This window comes from Citrobacter sp. BDA59-3, from assembly GCF_015167655.1.
Classification (GTDB): Bacteria; Pseudomonadota; Gammaproteobacteria; order Enterobacterales; family Enterobacteriaceae; genus Phytobacter; species Phytobacter diazotrophicus.
The window spans coordinates 3,606,048-3,619,126 of sequence record NZ_CP063427.1 but is presented as its reverse complement, the minus strand read 5'-3'; the positions used below and the strand labels follow the sequence as shown (position 1 = coordinate 3,619,126).

Sequence of the window (13,079 nt, the reverse complement as noted above, 5' to 3'; positions counted from 1 at the left end):
TTTGGCCTCACGACCGGAGGGGAAAATGACCATGCAGAAAGTCGCTATTGTGACCGCAGCGGATTCAGGTATTGGTAAAGCCTGCGCGCTAATGCTGGCGGAAAAAGGGTTTGATATTGGTATCACCTGGCACTCGGATGACAGCGGTGCGCGCGATACTGTTCAACAGGTAGAAGCGCGCGGCAGACAGGCCCGTACCATCCAGCTCGACTTAAGCCATCTGCCGGATGGCGCTCAGGCTATTGAGACGCTGATTAACGCGTTCGGCCGTGTTGATGCGCTGGTCAATAATGCCGGCGCAATGACCAAAGCACCGTTTTTGGATGTCAGTCTGGAAGCGTGGCGGAAGATTTTTACCGTGGATGTTGAAGGGGCGATGTTGTGTTCACAAATTGCCGCGCGTCATATGGTTAAGCAGGGGCAGGGGGGACGTATTGTGAATATCACCTCTGTGCATGAACATACCCCATTGCCCGAAGCCAGCGCCTATACGGCGGCGAAACATGCGTTGGGCGGATTAACCAAATCCATGGCACTTGAACTTGTTAGTTACAACATACTGGTGAATGCGGTGGCGCCCGGTGCGATAGCCACGCCGATGAATAACATGAGCGATGCTGACGCCAAACCGGGCTCTATGCCGAATATCCCGCTGGCAAGGCCTGGTAAAACCCAGGAGATCGCGAGCCTGGTGGCCTGGCTCTGTTCTGATGACGCCAGTTATACCACCGGGCAGTCGTTCATTGTCGACGGCGGCTTTATGCTGGCGAATCCGCAGTTTAACGCCAGCCGCCATTAACTACTCAGACGGTGGGTTGCGGCGTTTCTTTTGCCGATGCCGCAGCCACCAGCGCACAGAAAAGACTACCACCACGGCCAGTACCAGCCAAATCAGCTTCTTAAGATGGTGATCAAACTGATGTAACCACGGCCCGATAACTTCCCCACCCAGGTAGCCTAACGTCGTGAAAATCAATGCCCAGACAATGGCACCGAAAATATTCAGTGGCAGGAAGATTTTTGGGGGCAGATGGCTGGCGCCAATCAGTAGCGGCCCGATGATGCGAAAGCCGTACATAAAACGTGTACCGATGACAAACAGCCAGGGACGGCGGTTAATCATGCGTTGCGCCTGGTTAATTTTGTCCTGATGGCGGGAAAAGCGTTGCAGGATCTTCATGCCATATCGGCGCCCCAGCAAATAGAGCAACTGGTCTCCAATCATCCCACCGAGCGCAACGGCCATGACCACCAGCGGAAACTTAAGCAACCCCTGATGCGCGGCAACGCCCCCCAGCAGGGTGATGGTTTCCCCCTCAGCAATACTACCAACAACCAGCGCGGCATAGCCGTACTGGCTGATAAGATGATTCATATCCATAGGTCCAACAATTCTCCCGTTAAACCCCTTAAGCATACACCCTATGAATTGAATGCGCCGACAACCACGGTTTCGTTGCGCAGATTGTCGCTACGTATTTTTTGATCTGAACACAAAATAACCAGCAGAGTGACTTATACTTAAGGTGTCTGTATTCGGGCATTCAGCAAGGGGGCGTTATGAACCATGTCTGGGGACTTTTTTCCCATCCCGATCGTGAAATGCAGGTCATAAAGGGCGAAAACGAAACCGTTTCGCATCACTACACCCACCATGTACTGTTCATGGCGGCGATTCCCGTTATCTCTGCTTTTATTGGCACGACGCAAATAGGCTGGAATTTTGGTGAAGAGAGCGTGGTTCAGTTGAACTGGTTTACCGCGTTTTATCTGGCCGTCATTTTCTATGCGCTGATGCTGGCCGGTGTGGCGGTGATGGGCCGTGTGATTTGGTGGATGGCAAGGAGCTACCCGCAGCGTCCCTCTCTGGCGCGCTGTATGGTGTTTGCCGGGTATGTCGCAACGCCACTCTTTTTGAGCGGTATTGTGGCGCTCTATCCGCTGGTCTGGCTGTGCGCGCTGGTGGGGACCGTAGCACTCTTCTATACCGGTTATCTGCTCTATGTAGGGATACCAACCTTCCTTAATATCAACCGAGAGGAAGGGCTGAGTTTCTCCAGCTCGACGCTGGCGATTGGGGTGCTGGTACTTGAAGTGCTACTGGCGCTCACGGTCATTCTTTGGGGTTACGGCTACCGTCTGTTCTAATCGCATTGCGTTGCTGGTTGAAGTACCAGCAACGCAATCTTCTGCAATGAATCTTGTGTGGCGACATGCGGGCGTGGCGGCTATTATGCCAGGGCCAGCTTCTGTTATTTACTTCCTGAACAGATGCGGTGTGCGTAATCACGTGCATGAATAATCATCAGAAGTCACACCATGCTGAAAATCCGAGTTTCTTTATTAAGCCTCGCGCTTATGTTTGCCGTGCCCGTCGCACCGCAGGCGCTGGCAAAAACTGCTGCGGCAACGGCGTCCGCGCAACCTGAAATTGCCTCCGGTAGCGCGATGATTGTCGATTTACAAACCAACCAGGTTATCTATTCCAGCCACCCGGATCTGGTACGTCCCATCGCGTCTATCACTAAGCTGATGACGGCAATGGTAGTGCTGGATGCGCATCTGCCGCTGGATGAAAAAATAAAAGTGGATATCAGCCATACGCCGGAAATGAAAGGGATCTACTCTCGCGTACGTCTGAACAGTGAAATCAGCCGCAAGGATATGCTGCTGCTGGCGCTGATGTCCTCAGAAAACCGTGCGGCGGCGAGCCTTGCTCACCATTATCCTGGTGGATATGACGCGTTTATTCGTGCGATGAATGCGAAAGCGAAGGCGCTGGGCATGACGCATACCCGTTATGTCGAGCCGACAGGCTTATCTATCAGCAATGTGTCCACGGCGAGCGACTTGATTAAACTGCTGGTGGCCACCAAACAGTATCCGCTGCTGGGCCAGTTGAGCACCACGCGGGAAGACATGGCGACGTTCAGTAATCCGGGGTATACGCTGCCGTTCCGTAATACCAACCATCTGGTGTATCGCGATAACTGGAATATTCAGTTGACCAAAACCGGGTTTACCAATGCGGCGGGTCACTGTCTGGTGATGCGTACCGTTATTAATAATAAACCGGTGGCACTGGTGGTGATGGATGCTTTCGGGAAATATACCCACTTTGCGGATGCCAGCCGTTTACGGACCTGGATTGAAACCGGGAAAGCTCAGCCTGTACCCGCTTCCGCATTAAGCTACAAACGTCAGAAAGCGGCGCAGATGGTGGAAAACCACGGCGCACAAACCGCGCAAAACGACTAATTATTCCGGCAGCGTCCAGTCACCATCGTTGAGTGGGCGCTGCATGATAACCGTATCCCGCCAGTCACCCTTCTTGTAGCCCACGCTGCGTAACTGCCCGACAATTTCGAAGCCGTGTTTTTTGTGCAGGCGCAGCGATCCGGCATTATTTTGCCCATCGCCGATCACCGCGATCATCTGCCGCCACGGACCTTCTTCACACCTTGCGATCAGCGCATCCATCAGCATACTGCCAATACCGCGTCCGGTCATACTGGCGTCAACATAGATAGACTCTTCCAGGGTATAGCGGTAGGCCTGGCGCGGACGGTAAGGACTTGCGTAGCAATACCCCACCACGATGCCGTGGTAGAGCGCGACCATCCAGGGAAGCCCGTCATTGGCGATTTTGTGCATGCGTTGGCGCATTTCGTCGATAGTAGGCGGCACTTCTTCGAAGGAGGCGCGTCCATGCAGCACGTGCCAGGCATAGAGAGATGAAATCGCATGAACATCATCAAGCGTGGCATCGCGCACTACGAGTGCGTTTTCGGACAGGACATCAACGGCAGACATGATGGAGTAACTCCTCAATGTAGCAGGCCAGAGAAACGTTTCTCTGGCCTGCTACTTTAGTACGAATGAAGAGTACAATACAGCCTGGCTTAAACATATATCGCAGTTAGACTGCGACGAACCACTAACGTCATAGCCTATTGCCAGTTTTTTCTCTTGCTTGTTTTTCCGATCCCAGGGTTCATGCTGTTTGTTGGGTCATTTTCCAGGTAAAAACGTTTTAAATCATCGGGCGCTTCATATAAATGCCCCACGTTGTGTTCAGCCGGGTATTGCGCGCCGCGCTGGCGCAATAATTCCAGCATCTGTTCTTTGAGCGCGTGCGTATCAACGCCTTTCTTCACAATATAATCCTGATGGAAAACATGGCAGAAGAAATGGCCGTAATAGAGCTTCCAGGTTAACTGGCTGTCAATCTCCGGCGGCAGGTGTTCGAACCAGTCATCGTCGTTTCGGCGCAGGGCAATATCCAGCGCCAGAATGTCTTCTACTTCGTCGGCATGTACCGCCTGATAACGAATTGCCGCCCCCGCTGCGGCGAAGCGGTGAAGAAAGGCTTTGTTCCCTTCTTCTGTTGTACAGGCGAAGAACCCGCCCTCTGCCGTCTTAAAGTACTCGGTCAGCCAGCGTTGCGCCTCGGCGATACCGTCACCCGACATTTTCAGTAGCAGATGGTGTTCATACTTGTCCCGCCAGCTTTTCATTCGCGGTGGCAGGTGAGAGGGGAACAGGTGCCCCAGCTTTTGCATTGCCCGGTCGGTAAAGTGCGGCTTAAATATGGAGGCTTTTGCCAGCAGGGCATCGGTGCGGCCTTTCAGGGTAAAAAAGAAAGGCATTTTGTCGGTGCCGAGCTTGTCGATCATCAGGAAGGTGTCTTTCCCGTAGCGCTCGGCGATATCGTAAATATCGCGATGCATATACTCCCCCGCCACCGGCAAATGGATGAACTCGCTAAGAATATGGCGGCGAAGCGCGCTCAGCACCTCCGGCTGGTTAGTGCCGATATAAAACACCTGCTGGTGGGCGGGGGCGACAAAGGTGTCCAGCCGTACGGCGAAGACGGCCAGTTTCCCGGCACAGCCGGAGGATTCAAACAGACGATCCGGGTCGGCGTTGTAGCGTGCTGGTGTATCCGCCTCCACATCGCGCACGCGGGTGACATAATCCTGATCGTGCCCGTGACGCCCATCGTGACGCACATCGGCGTCGGTTACCCGTTCGTCATCAAGTTTACTTAAGATTTGCTCCGGCGTACTGCCAAGCTCAATGCCTAAGTGGTTAACCAACTGGAGTCTGCCGGTTTCGTCAATTCGCGCATACAGCGACATTTCGGTGTATGCCGGGCCGCGCTGCACCAGCGCGCCGCCGGAGTTATTACAAATCCCGCCGATGACCGATGCCCCGATACAGGATGAACCGATGACGGAATGCGGCTCGCGGCCAAGCGGTTTTAGCGCTTTTTCCAGCGAATAAAGGGTTGTGCCCGGATAAGCCAGTACCTGCTCACCGTTATCGATAAGATGCAGTTTATCGAGCCGTAAGGTGCTGATGATAATAATGTCGCGGTCGTAGTCATTACCGTTTGGCGTTGAGCCTTCGGTCAGGCCGGTATTTGCCGCCTGCATCAGGATGATCTTATCGGCGTTCACACAGGCGCTGAGTACACGCCATAATTCAAGCAGTGTGCCGGGAAAGACGACGGCGAGCGCATCACCCTGCCCGGAACGAAACCCCTTACGGTAGCGTGCCGTTTTGGCCGGGTCGGTCAGGACATGTGAAGCTCCAGTGAGGCGTTCGAGTTCACGGATAAAAGCGATATGGTGTTGGGAAGTTGTAGAAGACATTTTCCTCTCCCTGGTGGTGGAACAGCGTTCTCGCTTTAAAGCATAGTGTCTGAAAGTGAGGAATTCTCAGAAAAATCAGAGAATAACTCTGCAAGCCGGACTACGATTATGGCACACTGCGTTTTTTTCATGGTCAGGCCCGTGAGTGGCTGTATAAACGAGAGAGTGAACGACATGAAATGGCTATGTTCGGTAGGTGTCGCCGTAAGCCTTGCGCTGCAACCGGTGATGGCAGAAGAGATGTTTGGTAACCATCCTCTGACGCCGCAAGCAAGGGATGCGTTTGTCACTGAATTACTAAAAAAAATGACGGTGGATGAAAAAATTGGGCAACTGCGACTGATTAGCGTCGGGCCGGACAATCCGAAAGAAGCCATCCGTGACATGATTGCCAAAAACCAGGTCGGCGCCATCTTTAATACCGTGACCCGCCCGGATATCCGCGCGATGCAGGATCAGGTCATGCAGCTTAGCCGTCTGAAAATTCCTCTGTTTTTTGCCTACGATGTGGTCCACGGTCAACGGACCGTCTTCCCGATTAGCCTGGGTCTGGCCTCCAGCTTCAATCTTGATGCGGTGAAAACCGTCGGGCGCGTTTCCGCTTATGAAGCGGCGGATGACGGGCTGAACATGACCTGGGCGCCAATGGTGGATGTATCCCGCGATCCGCGCTGGGGCCGTGGCTCTGAAGGCTTTGGTGAAGATACCTATCTGACCACGGAAATGGGCCGCGCGATGGTGAAATCCATGCAGGGCAAAAGCCCGGCGGATCGCTATTCGGTTATGACCAGCGTCAAGCACTTCGCCGCCTATGGCGCGGTTGAAGGGGGCAAGGAATACAATACCGTTGATATGAGCCCACAGCGTCTGTTCAACGACTATTTGCCGCCGTACAAAGCCGGGCTGGAGGCAGGCAGCGGTGCGGTCATGGTGGCGCTGAACTCTCTCAACGGCACGCCGGCAACTTCCGATTCCTGGCTGCTTAAAGATGTCCTGCGCGATGAGTGGGGCTTTAAAGGCATCACCGTTTCGGATCATGGCGCAATCAAAGAATTGATCAAACACGGCGTGGCCGCCGACCCGGAAGATGCGGTACGCGTGGCGCTCAAAGCCGGTATTAACATGAGCATGAGCGACGAGTACTACAGCAAGTACCTGCCGGGGCTTATTAAATCCGGTAAGGTCACCATGGCGGAACTCGACGATGCGACCCGCCACGTGCTGAACGTGAAATATGACATGGGTCTGTTCAACGACCCGTACAGTCACCTGGGGCCGAAAGATTCGGACCCGAAAGACACCAATGCGGAAAGTCGTCTGCATCGTAAAGAAGCACGAGAAGTGGCGCGCGAAAGTCTGGTCCTGCTGAAAAACCGTCTCGACACACTGCCGCTGAAAAAAGACGCGACCATCGCGGTGGTCGGTGCGTTGGCGGACAGCAAGCGTGACATGATGGGAAGCTGGTCGGCAGCCGGCGTGGCGGGGCAATCCGTAACCGTGCTGACAGGTATCCGCAACGCAGTGGGGCCTAAAGGCACTATCCTCTACGCTCGCGGTTCGAATATCACTGACGATAAAGGCATTGTCGATTTCCTCAATCTGTATGAGCCAGCCGTAGTGCAGGACAAACGCAGCCCGCAGGAGATGATTGATGAAGCCGTGACCGTGGCGAAGAAATCGGATGTCGTCGTGGCGGTCGTCGGTGAGGCCCAGGGGATGGCGCATGAAGCGTCAAGCCGTACGGATCTGACCATCCCACAAAGCCAGCGTGATTTGATTGCCGCGCTAAAAGCAACCGGTAAACCGCTGGTGCTGGTGTTGATGAACGGTCGTCCGCTGGCGCTGGTGAAAGAAGATCAGCAGGCCGATGCGATCCTGGAAACCTGGTTTGCCGGTACCGAAGGCGGTAATGCCATCGCTGATGTGCTGTTTGGCGATTACAACCCGTCCGGCAAGCTGCCGATGTCTTTCCCGCGCTCCGTCGGGCAGATCCCGGTCTACTACAGTCACCTGAACACCGGGCGTCCGTATAATGCCGATAAACCGAACAAGTACACGTCACGCTATTTCGACGAGGCCAATGGTCCGCTTTATCCGTTCGGTTACGGCCTGAGTTACACCACGTTTAACGTCTCCGATGTGAAAATGTCGGCGCCGACCATGACCCGTGACGGTAAAGTGACGGCCAGCGTCGATGTTACCAATACCGGTAAACGCGACGGTGCGACGGTTGTCCAGATGTACCTGCAGGATGTGACGGCGTCCATGAGTCGTCCGGTAGAACAACTGCGTGGTTTCGAAAAAGTGGATCTCAAAGCCGGGGAAACCAAAACCGTCAGCTTCCCGATTGATATCGAGGCGCTTAAGTTCTGGAATCAACGCATGAAATACGATGCAGAACCCGGCAAATTCAATGTCTTTATCGGCCTGGATTCAGCCCGTGTTAAACAGGGTGAATTTACCCTCCAGTAACCCCGCAAAGGCCGCTTTTTAGCGGCCTTTCATCTTTAAATCCCTTGCGTTATAACCGCTTCGTCTAATCAGAAACATCAAAATCTGAACGACTGATTTATTCCAGGTCGATTCTCTACTACGCTTTTTGCACAGCCGGAAATCCAGGCACCACAAAAAAAGAGGTAAGAGCATGAAATCACTTTCGCAATGGAGCGCTGCAGGGTTATTGATGCTGGCCGCAGGCGCACAGGCGACTGAGCCAGTAAAAGTGGGTTCCAAGATTGATACCGAAGGCGCGCTGCTGGGCAATATTATTTTGCAGGTCCTGGAAAGCCATGGCGTGAAAACCGTCAATAAAGTCCAGTTGGGTACCACCCCGGTGGTGCGCGGGGCGATCACCTCGGGTGAACTGGATATCTACCCGGAATATACCGGCAACGGTGCGTTTTTCTTTAAAGAGGAGAACGATCCGGCGTGGAAAAATGCGCAGCAAGGCTATGACAAAGTCAAAAAGCTGGATGCGGAGAAAAACAAACTGGTCTGGCTGACGCCAGCCCCTGCCAATAATACCTGGACAATCGCGGTACGCCAGGATGTTGCGCAGAAAAACAAGCTGGTCTCCCTTGACGATCTCAGTCGCTATTTGAAAGAGGGCGGTACCTTTAAACTTGCCGCTTCCGCCGAGTTTATCGAGCGTAGCGACGCCTTACCGGCCTTCGAAAAAGCCTATAACTTCAAGCTCAACCAGCAGCAGTTGCTGTCGCTGGCGGGGGGCGATACGGCAGTGACCATCAAAGCCGCCGCACAGCAAACATCAGGCGTGAATGCGGCGATGGCCTACGGCACAGATGGGCCGGTTGCGGCGCTGGGGCTGCAAACGCTGACCGACCCGAAAGGCGTTCAGCCCATTTATGCGCCTGCCCCGGTTGTGCGCGAAGCGGTGCTGAAAGCTTACCCGCAACTGGATGAGTGGCTGAAACCGGTATTTGCCAGCCTGGATGAAAAAACGCTGCAGAAACTGAATGCCAGCATTGCAGTGGAAGGTCTCGACGCCAAAAAAGTGGCCGCCGATTACCTGAAAGGAAAGGGACTGATTAAATAAACGTGGAGCGACGTTGTCATAACCGCGTGTTGTTGCTGCTGGTGTTACTGGCACTGGCGGCAATAACACTGCCCTTCGTGAGTTACGCCCCTAACCGCCTGGTCTCCGGGGAAAGTCGTGCAATCTGGCAGGTCTGGCCGGCATTTGCCGCCTGGGGACTGCTTGTACCGGCAGGGCTACTGCTTTTGAGCTTTCTCCCGCATCGCATTGCCAGTCTGGCAACGTTACTGCTTACCGAAGCCTCATTTTGCGTCTTAGTCTGGTGCGCGGGCAGGGCGGCCACCGATCTGGCGCAGTCTGGCAGCGCACTTGCCCGCACCTCCCCCGGCAGCGGCTTATGGCTGTGGCTGGCGCTGTCGTTACTGGCCAGTAGTGATGCAATCCGACGGCTAACGGTCAATCCGGTCTGGCGCTGGCTGCTGCATGCGCAAATCTGGCTACTGCCCCTGTGGCTGCTGCTCAGTGGGCAACTGGATTCGCTCTCTTTACTTAAGGAGTACGCGAATCGGCAGGACGTCTTTAACGATGCGCTGGCGCAACATCTCAAACTGCTGTTTGGTACGCTGCTACCGGCGCTGGCGCTGGGGGTGGGTATCGGCCTGTGGTGTTATCGCCATCCGTCGCGTCAACAACCGGTGTTTGCCGTATTGAATGTGATTCAGACCGTGCCGTCCGTTGCGCTATTTGGTCTGCTGATCGCACCACTGGCAGGGCTGGTGGCGCAGTTCCCCTGGCTGGGTTCGCTCGGCGTGGCGGGGACCGGTATCACACCTGCGCTGATTGCGCTGGTTCTCTATGCGTTGTTACCGCTGGTTCGCGGTGTGGTGGCGGGCTTAAACCAGGTGCCGGTAGATGTGCTGGAAAGCGCCAAAGGGATGGGCATGAGCGCCCGTCAGCGGTTTTTGCATATACGTCTGCCGCTGGCGTTACCCATTTTGCTGCGTAGCCTGCGGGTGGTCACGGTACAGACGGTGGGCATGGCGGTGATTGCGGCGCTGATTGGCGCAGGCGGCTTTGGCGCACTGGTGTTTCAGGGGCTTTTAAGTAGCGCACTGGATCTTGTGTTATTGGGTGTGATCCCGGTTATTGCTCTGGCAGTGGTCGTGGACGCACTGTTTGCGCTGGGTATCGCGCTGTTGGAGGTAAAACAGCCATGATTGAATTCAGGCATGTCAGCAAATCCTTCGCCGGGCAACAGGCGGTGAGCGATCTGAATCTTGAATGTAAAACCGGCGCGTTTTCCGTGTTGATTGGTACATCAGGATCCGGGAAGTCCACCACCCTGAAAATGATCAACCGCCTGGTGGAACATGATGAAGGCACCATTTTGTTTGCCGGTGAAGAGATTCGCAGCCTGCCGGTACTGGAACTGCGTCGGCGGATGGGTTACGCCATTCAGTCGATAGGCCTGTTTCCGCACTGGACGGTGGCCCATAACATCGCCACCGTGTTGCAATTGCAAAAATGGTCGCGAGGGAAAATCGCCGCGCGAGTAGATGAACTGATGGCTTTACTGGGGCTGGATGAGAGCCTGCGCGATCGTTTTCCCCATCAACTTTCCGGCGGTCAGCAGCAGCGTGTTGGCGTGGCCCGCGCGCTGGCGGCAGACCCGGAGGTGTTGCTGATGGATGAACCTTTCGGTGCGCTGGATCCGGTCACGCGCGGTGCGCTCCAGCAGGAGATGATTCGTATCCACCGTCTGCTGGGACGCACCATTGTGCTTGTCACCCATGATATTGATGAAGCGCTACAGTTGGCGGATCACCTGGTCTTAATGGACAGTGGGGCGATTGTGCAGCAGGGGACACCGCTGGAGATGTTAACCCGCCCGGCAACCCCGTTTGTCCGCGACTTTTTTGGTCGCAGCGAGTTGGGGGTTCGTCTGCTTTCATTGCGCCATGTCAGCGCCTGGATGCGGCCGGGCGAAACGGTGGCCGGGGAACCACTGCGAGAGGATATGACCTTGCGCGAAGCCTTATCGCTGTTTGTCGCCCGCCAGTGTGATGTGCTCCCCGTTGCTGATGCGCAAGGCGTACCCTGCGGTACGCTGCATTTTCGCGACCTGCTCAGAACGGAGGCGCTCAGTGAGACTTCTGCGTGACCCGCTACTCTGGCTTATCGCCGTGTTTGTCGCGCTGCTGGTGGCGATGCCCTACAGCGGCGCACTCTTTGGTACGCTATTTCCCCAGTTGCCGCGACCGGTTTATCAGCAGGAAAGTTTTGTCTCACTGACGCTTGCCCATTTCTGGCTGGTGGGGGTGTCGAGTCTGCTGGCGATCGTTATTGGGCTGGGGGCGGGAATTGCAGTGACGCGCCCCTGGGGCCGCGAATTTCGCCCGCTGGTGGAGACCATTGCCGCAGTAGGACAGACCTTTCCACCGGTGGCGGTACTGGCCATTGCGGTACCGGTTATGGGATTTGGCCGCGAGCCTGCCATTATCGCGCTGATCCTCTATGGGGTCTTGCCGATATTACAGGGCACGTTGGCGGGGATTGCCGCCGTGCCGGAGAGCGTACACAGCGTGGCAAAGGGGATGGGGATGAGCAGTATGCAGCAACTTTTCAGGGTTGAATTGCCGCTGGCGGCGCCGGTCATTATCGCCGGGATCCGCACATCCGTGATTATTAACATCGGTACGGCGACCATTGCGTCTACGGTCGGCGCCAGCACGCTGGGAACGCCGATCATTATCGGTCTGAGCGGGTTTAATACGGCTTACGTCGTGCAAGGGGCTGTTCTGGTTGCGCTGGCCGCTATCATTGTTGATAGAGGATTTGAGCGTCTTGCCCGCTTATTCAGCCTGCACCGCCGCGAACAATAAAGGAATAGCCAGCGAGCATCACGCCACCGATGCCGCCGATCGCCATCAGCAGAAAAATCGCAATGACGGTAAGTTTGGACAGGTTCATTTTTCGCTCCTTTGTTAATAAAAGTATTATACGAGGAAGCGGGGCTGTTAATGAACCATTAAATGCCCAGGGGAAAAATGGCATGTCCGTTTTGCTGCCAGTCATGCATCTGTTTTTGCTGTGACGAGGAGGGGGCCTCGCCACACCACACCAGTAATGTCTGGCCTTCAAACATTTCCGGGCGCAGATAACTCAACGAGTGCGCCAGCACATCGACCCGCCAGCCTTGCTGGCTTGCCATCCAGCCCTCCAGCCAGATTCGGGTGGTATCCTGCACATTCCAGCCGACAACCAGCGCGTCACGCCCGTTTTTCTTGCGCGCGGTATTCAGACAACCGCAAATATAGTTAATCAACACCCCATCAAGCAGACTGAGCATCACCGTGAGGGCTGGCTGCTGGGATTGCAGACGGCGACGAAGAGGGATAAACAGGTGGGTTATCAGGGTCTCTGCCGGATAGTCGTGGCTGCGCTCTTTGATCCACAGACGCAGCCGCTGCAGGTTCCCGCTTTGCAGAATTTGCAATACTGCTTCCTGCTGCGCGCGCCAGCCATTGCGTTCATTTTCGGGTTCATTATTGAGCAGGGTCTGTACTTTACTGACCTGGACCCCGGTATCGATCCAGCGTTTTATTTCACGAATTCGGTCGATGTCGGCATCGGTAAACAACCGATGACCGCCTTCCGTGCGCTGTGGTTTGAACAATCCGTAGCGTCGCTGCCATGCCCGCAAAGTCACGGGATTGATATCGCATAACATCGCCACTTCACCAATCGTGTAAAGCGCCATGGTTTCACCTTTGCAAGAAATCCCCCACTTTAACTTTAGCCGTTCTTACTTAAACCAGGTTGAATTGTTTGTTTAATGTTCGATATGTATCCATTTCGTATCATTATGCTTTCAGGATTGTGATAACGAGCACGAATTAACATTTTTTTGGAAACCCTCAAAGAAT

At 54.8% G+C, this 13,079-nt stretch carries 13 protein-coding genes; 8 read left to right on the top strand and 5 right to left on the bottom strand.

All coding sequences use genetic code 11. The features are described 5' to 3' along the window. Window positions 1–31: 31 nt before the first annotated feature. Window positions 32–799, top strand: coding sequence for an SDR family oxidoreductase (locus IP582_RS17145; RefSeq protein WP_172960921.1), 768 nt, complete (start codon window positions 32–34; stop codon window positions 797–799). Here the strand turns inward: IP582_RS17145 and IP582_RS17140 are convergent, their stop codons facing one another. Then, window positions 800–1,381, bottom strand: coding sequence for a DedA family protein (locus tag IP582_RS17140; RefSeq protein WP_041852018.1), 582 nt, complete (start codon window positions 1,379–1,381; stop codon window positions 800–802). A gap of 179 nt (window positions 1,382–1,560) precedes the next feature. On the opposite strand from IP582_RS17140, the gene IP582_RS17135 reads away from it, so the two are divergent. Then, window positions 1,561–2,148: a Yip1 family protein gene (locus tag IP582_RS17135; protein WP_193793912.1), complete on the top strand. Its 588-nt coding sequence runs from the start codon at window positions 1,561–1,563 to the stop codon at window positions 2,146–2,148. Between the two features lie 171 nt (window positions 2,149–2,319). Further along, window positions 2,320–3,258 carry a D-alanyl-D-alanine endopeptidase gene (gene pbpG / locus IP582_RS17130; protein WP_071195698.1) on the top strand — a complete coding sequence of 313 codons (939 nt, stop codon included), beginning with the start codon at window positions 2,320–2,322 and terminating at the stop codon, window positions 3,256–3,258. On the opposite strand, the gene IP582_RS17125 is transcribed toward pbpG, so the two are convergent. Together IP582_RS17125 and dld are read right to left on the bottom strand one after the other, a co-directional pair. Continuing rightward, entirely contained in the window at window positions 3,259–3,813 is a 555-nt protein-coding gene (locus IP582_RS17125; RefSeq protein ID WP_041852015.1) for a GNAT family N-acetyltransferase, read from the bottom strand. It lies immediately after the preceding gene. Between the two features lie 137 nt (window positions 3,814–3,950). Beyond that, entirely contained in the window at window positions 3,951–5,657 is a 1,707-nt protein-coding gene (gene dld, locus IP582_RS17120; RefSeq protein WP_193793911.1) for a D-lactate dehydrogenase, read from the bottom strand. A 174-nt stretch (window positions 5,658–5,831) separates the two neighbouring features. Here dld and bglX point away from each other — a divergent pair, with 174 nt between their 5' ends. From bglX to IP582_RS17095, 5 genes are all read left to right on the top strand, one after another. Further along, window positions 5,832–8,129 carry a beta-glucosidase BglX gene (bglX, locus tag IP582_RS17115; RefSeq protein WP_041852013.1) on the top strand — a complete coding sequence of 766 codons (2,298 nt, stop codon included), beginning with the start codon at window positions 5,832–5,834 and terminating at the stop codon, window positions 8,127–8,129. 172 nt (window positions 8,130–8,301) lie between these two features. Next, on the top strand, window positions 8,302–9,213 hold the full coding sequence (locus IP582_RS17110) for an ABC transporter substrate-binding protein (RefSeq protein ID WP_193793910.1): 912 nt from the start codon (window positions 8,302–8,304) through the stop codon (window positions 9,211–9,213). A 2-nt stretch (window positions 9,214–9,215) separates the two neighbouring features. After that, the gene (locus IP582_RS17105) at window positions 9,216–10,370 is read left to right on the top strand and encodes an ABC transporter permease (protein ID WP_193793909.1); all 1,155 of its coding nucleotides are present in this window, start codon (window positions 9,216–9,218) and stop codon (window positions 10,368–10,370) included. Further along, entirely contained in the window at window positions 10,367–11,314 is a 948-nt protein-coding gene (locus IP582_RS17100) for an ABC transporter ATP-binding protein (protein ID WP_041852010.1), read from the top strand. Before IP582_RS17105 ends, IP582_RS17100 begins: the two co-directional genes overlap by 4 nt. Then, on the top strand, window positions 11,298–12,035 hold the full coding sequence (locus IP582_RS17095) for an ABC transporter permease (RefSeq protein ID WP_041852009.1): 738 nt from the start codon (window positions 11,298–11,300) through the stop codon (window positions 12,033–12,035). The genes IP582_RS17100 and IP582_RS17095 overlap by 17 nt, the downstream gene beginning before the upstream one ends. Here the strand turns inward: IP582_RS17095 and IP582_RS17090 are convergent. Then, window positions 12,010–12,123, bottom strand: a complete 114-nt coding sequence (locus IP582_RS17090) for a protein YohO (protein WP_075203650.1) — start codon at window positions 12,121–12,123, stop codon at window positions 12,010–12,012. The genes IP582_RS17095 and IP582_RS17090 overlap by 26 nt on opposite strands. 58 nt (window positions 12,124–12,181) lie before the next feature. Further along, entirely contained in the window at window positions 12,182–12,913 is a 732-nt protein-coding gene (gene mlrA, locus IP582_RS17085; protein WP_193793908.1) for an HTH-type transcriptional regulator MlrA, read from the bottom strand. Between the last annotated feature and the right edge of the window lie 166 nt (window positions 12,914–13,079).

Bases quoted from the DNA above. Each gene is read 5' to 3' on its own strand.
- IP582_RS17145 (WP_172960921.1), top strand. From the start codon at position 32: ATGCAGAAAGTCGCTATTGTGACCGCAGCGGATTCAGGTATTGGTAAA.
- IP582_RS17140 (WP_041852018.1), bottom strand. From the start codon at position 1,381: ATGGATATGAATCATCTTATCAGCCAGTACGGCTATGCCGCGCTGGTT.
- mlrA (WP_193793908.1), bottom strand. From the start codon at position 12,913: ATGGCGCTTTACACGATTGGTGAAGTGGCGATGTTATGCGATATCAAT.
- pbpG (WP_071195698.1), top strand. From the start codon at position 2,320: ATGCTGAAAATCCGAGTTTCTTTATTAAGCCTCGCGCTTATGTTTGCC.
- IP582_RS17135 (WP_193793912.1), top strand. From the start codon at position 1,561: ATGAACCATGTCTGGGGACTTTTTTCCCATCCCGATCGTGAAATGCAG.
- bglX (WP_041852013.1), top strand. From the start codon at position 5,832: ATGAAATGGCTATGTTCGGTAGGTGTCGCCGTAAGCCTTGCGCTGCAA.
- IP582_RS17125 (WP_041852015.1), bottom strand. From the start codon at position 3,813: ATGTCTGCCGTTGATGTCCTGTCCGAAAACGCACTCGTAGTGCGCGAT.
- dld (WP_193793911.1), bottom strand. From the start codon at position 5,657: ATGTCTTCTACAACTTCCCAACACCATATCGCTTTTATCCGTGAACTC.
- IP582_RS17090 (WP_075203650.1), bottom strand. From the start codon at position 12,123: ATGAACCTGTCCAAACTTACCGTCATTGCGATTTTTCTGCTGATGGCG.
- IP582_RS17100 (WP_041852010.1), top strand. From the start codon at position 10,367: ATGATTGAATTCAGGCATGTCAGCAAATCCTTCGCCGGGCAACAGGCG.
- IP582_RS17110 (WP_193793910.1), top strand. From the start codon at position 8,302: ATGAAATCACTTTCGCAATGGAGCGCTGCAGGGTTATTGATGCTGGCC.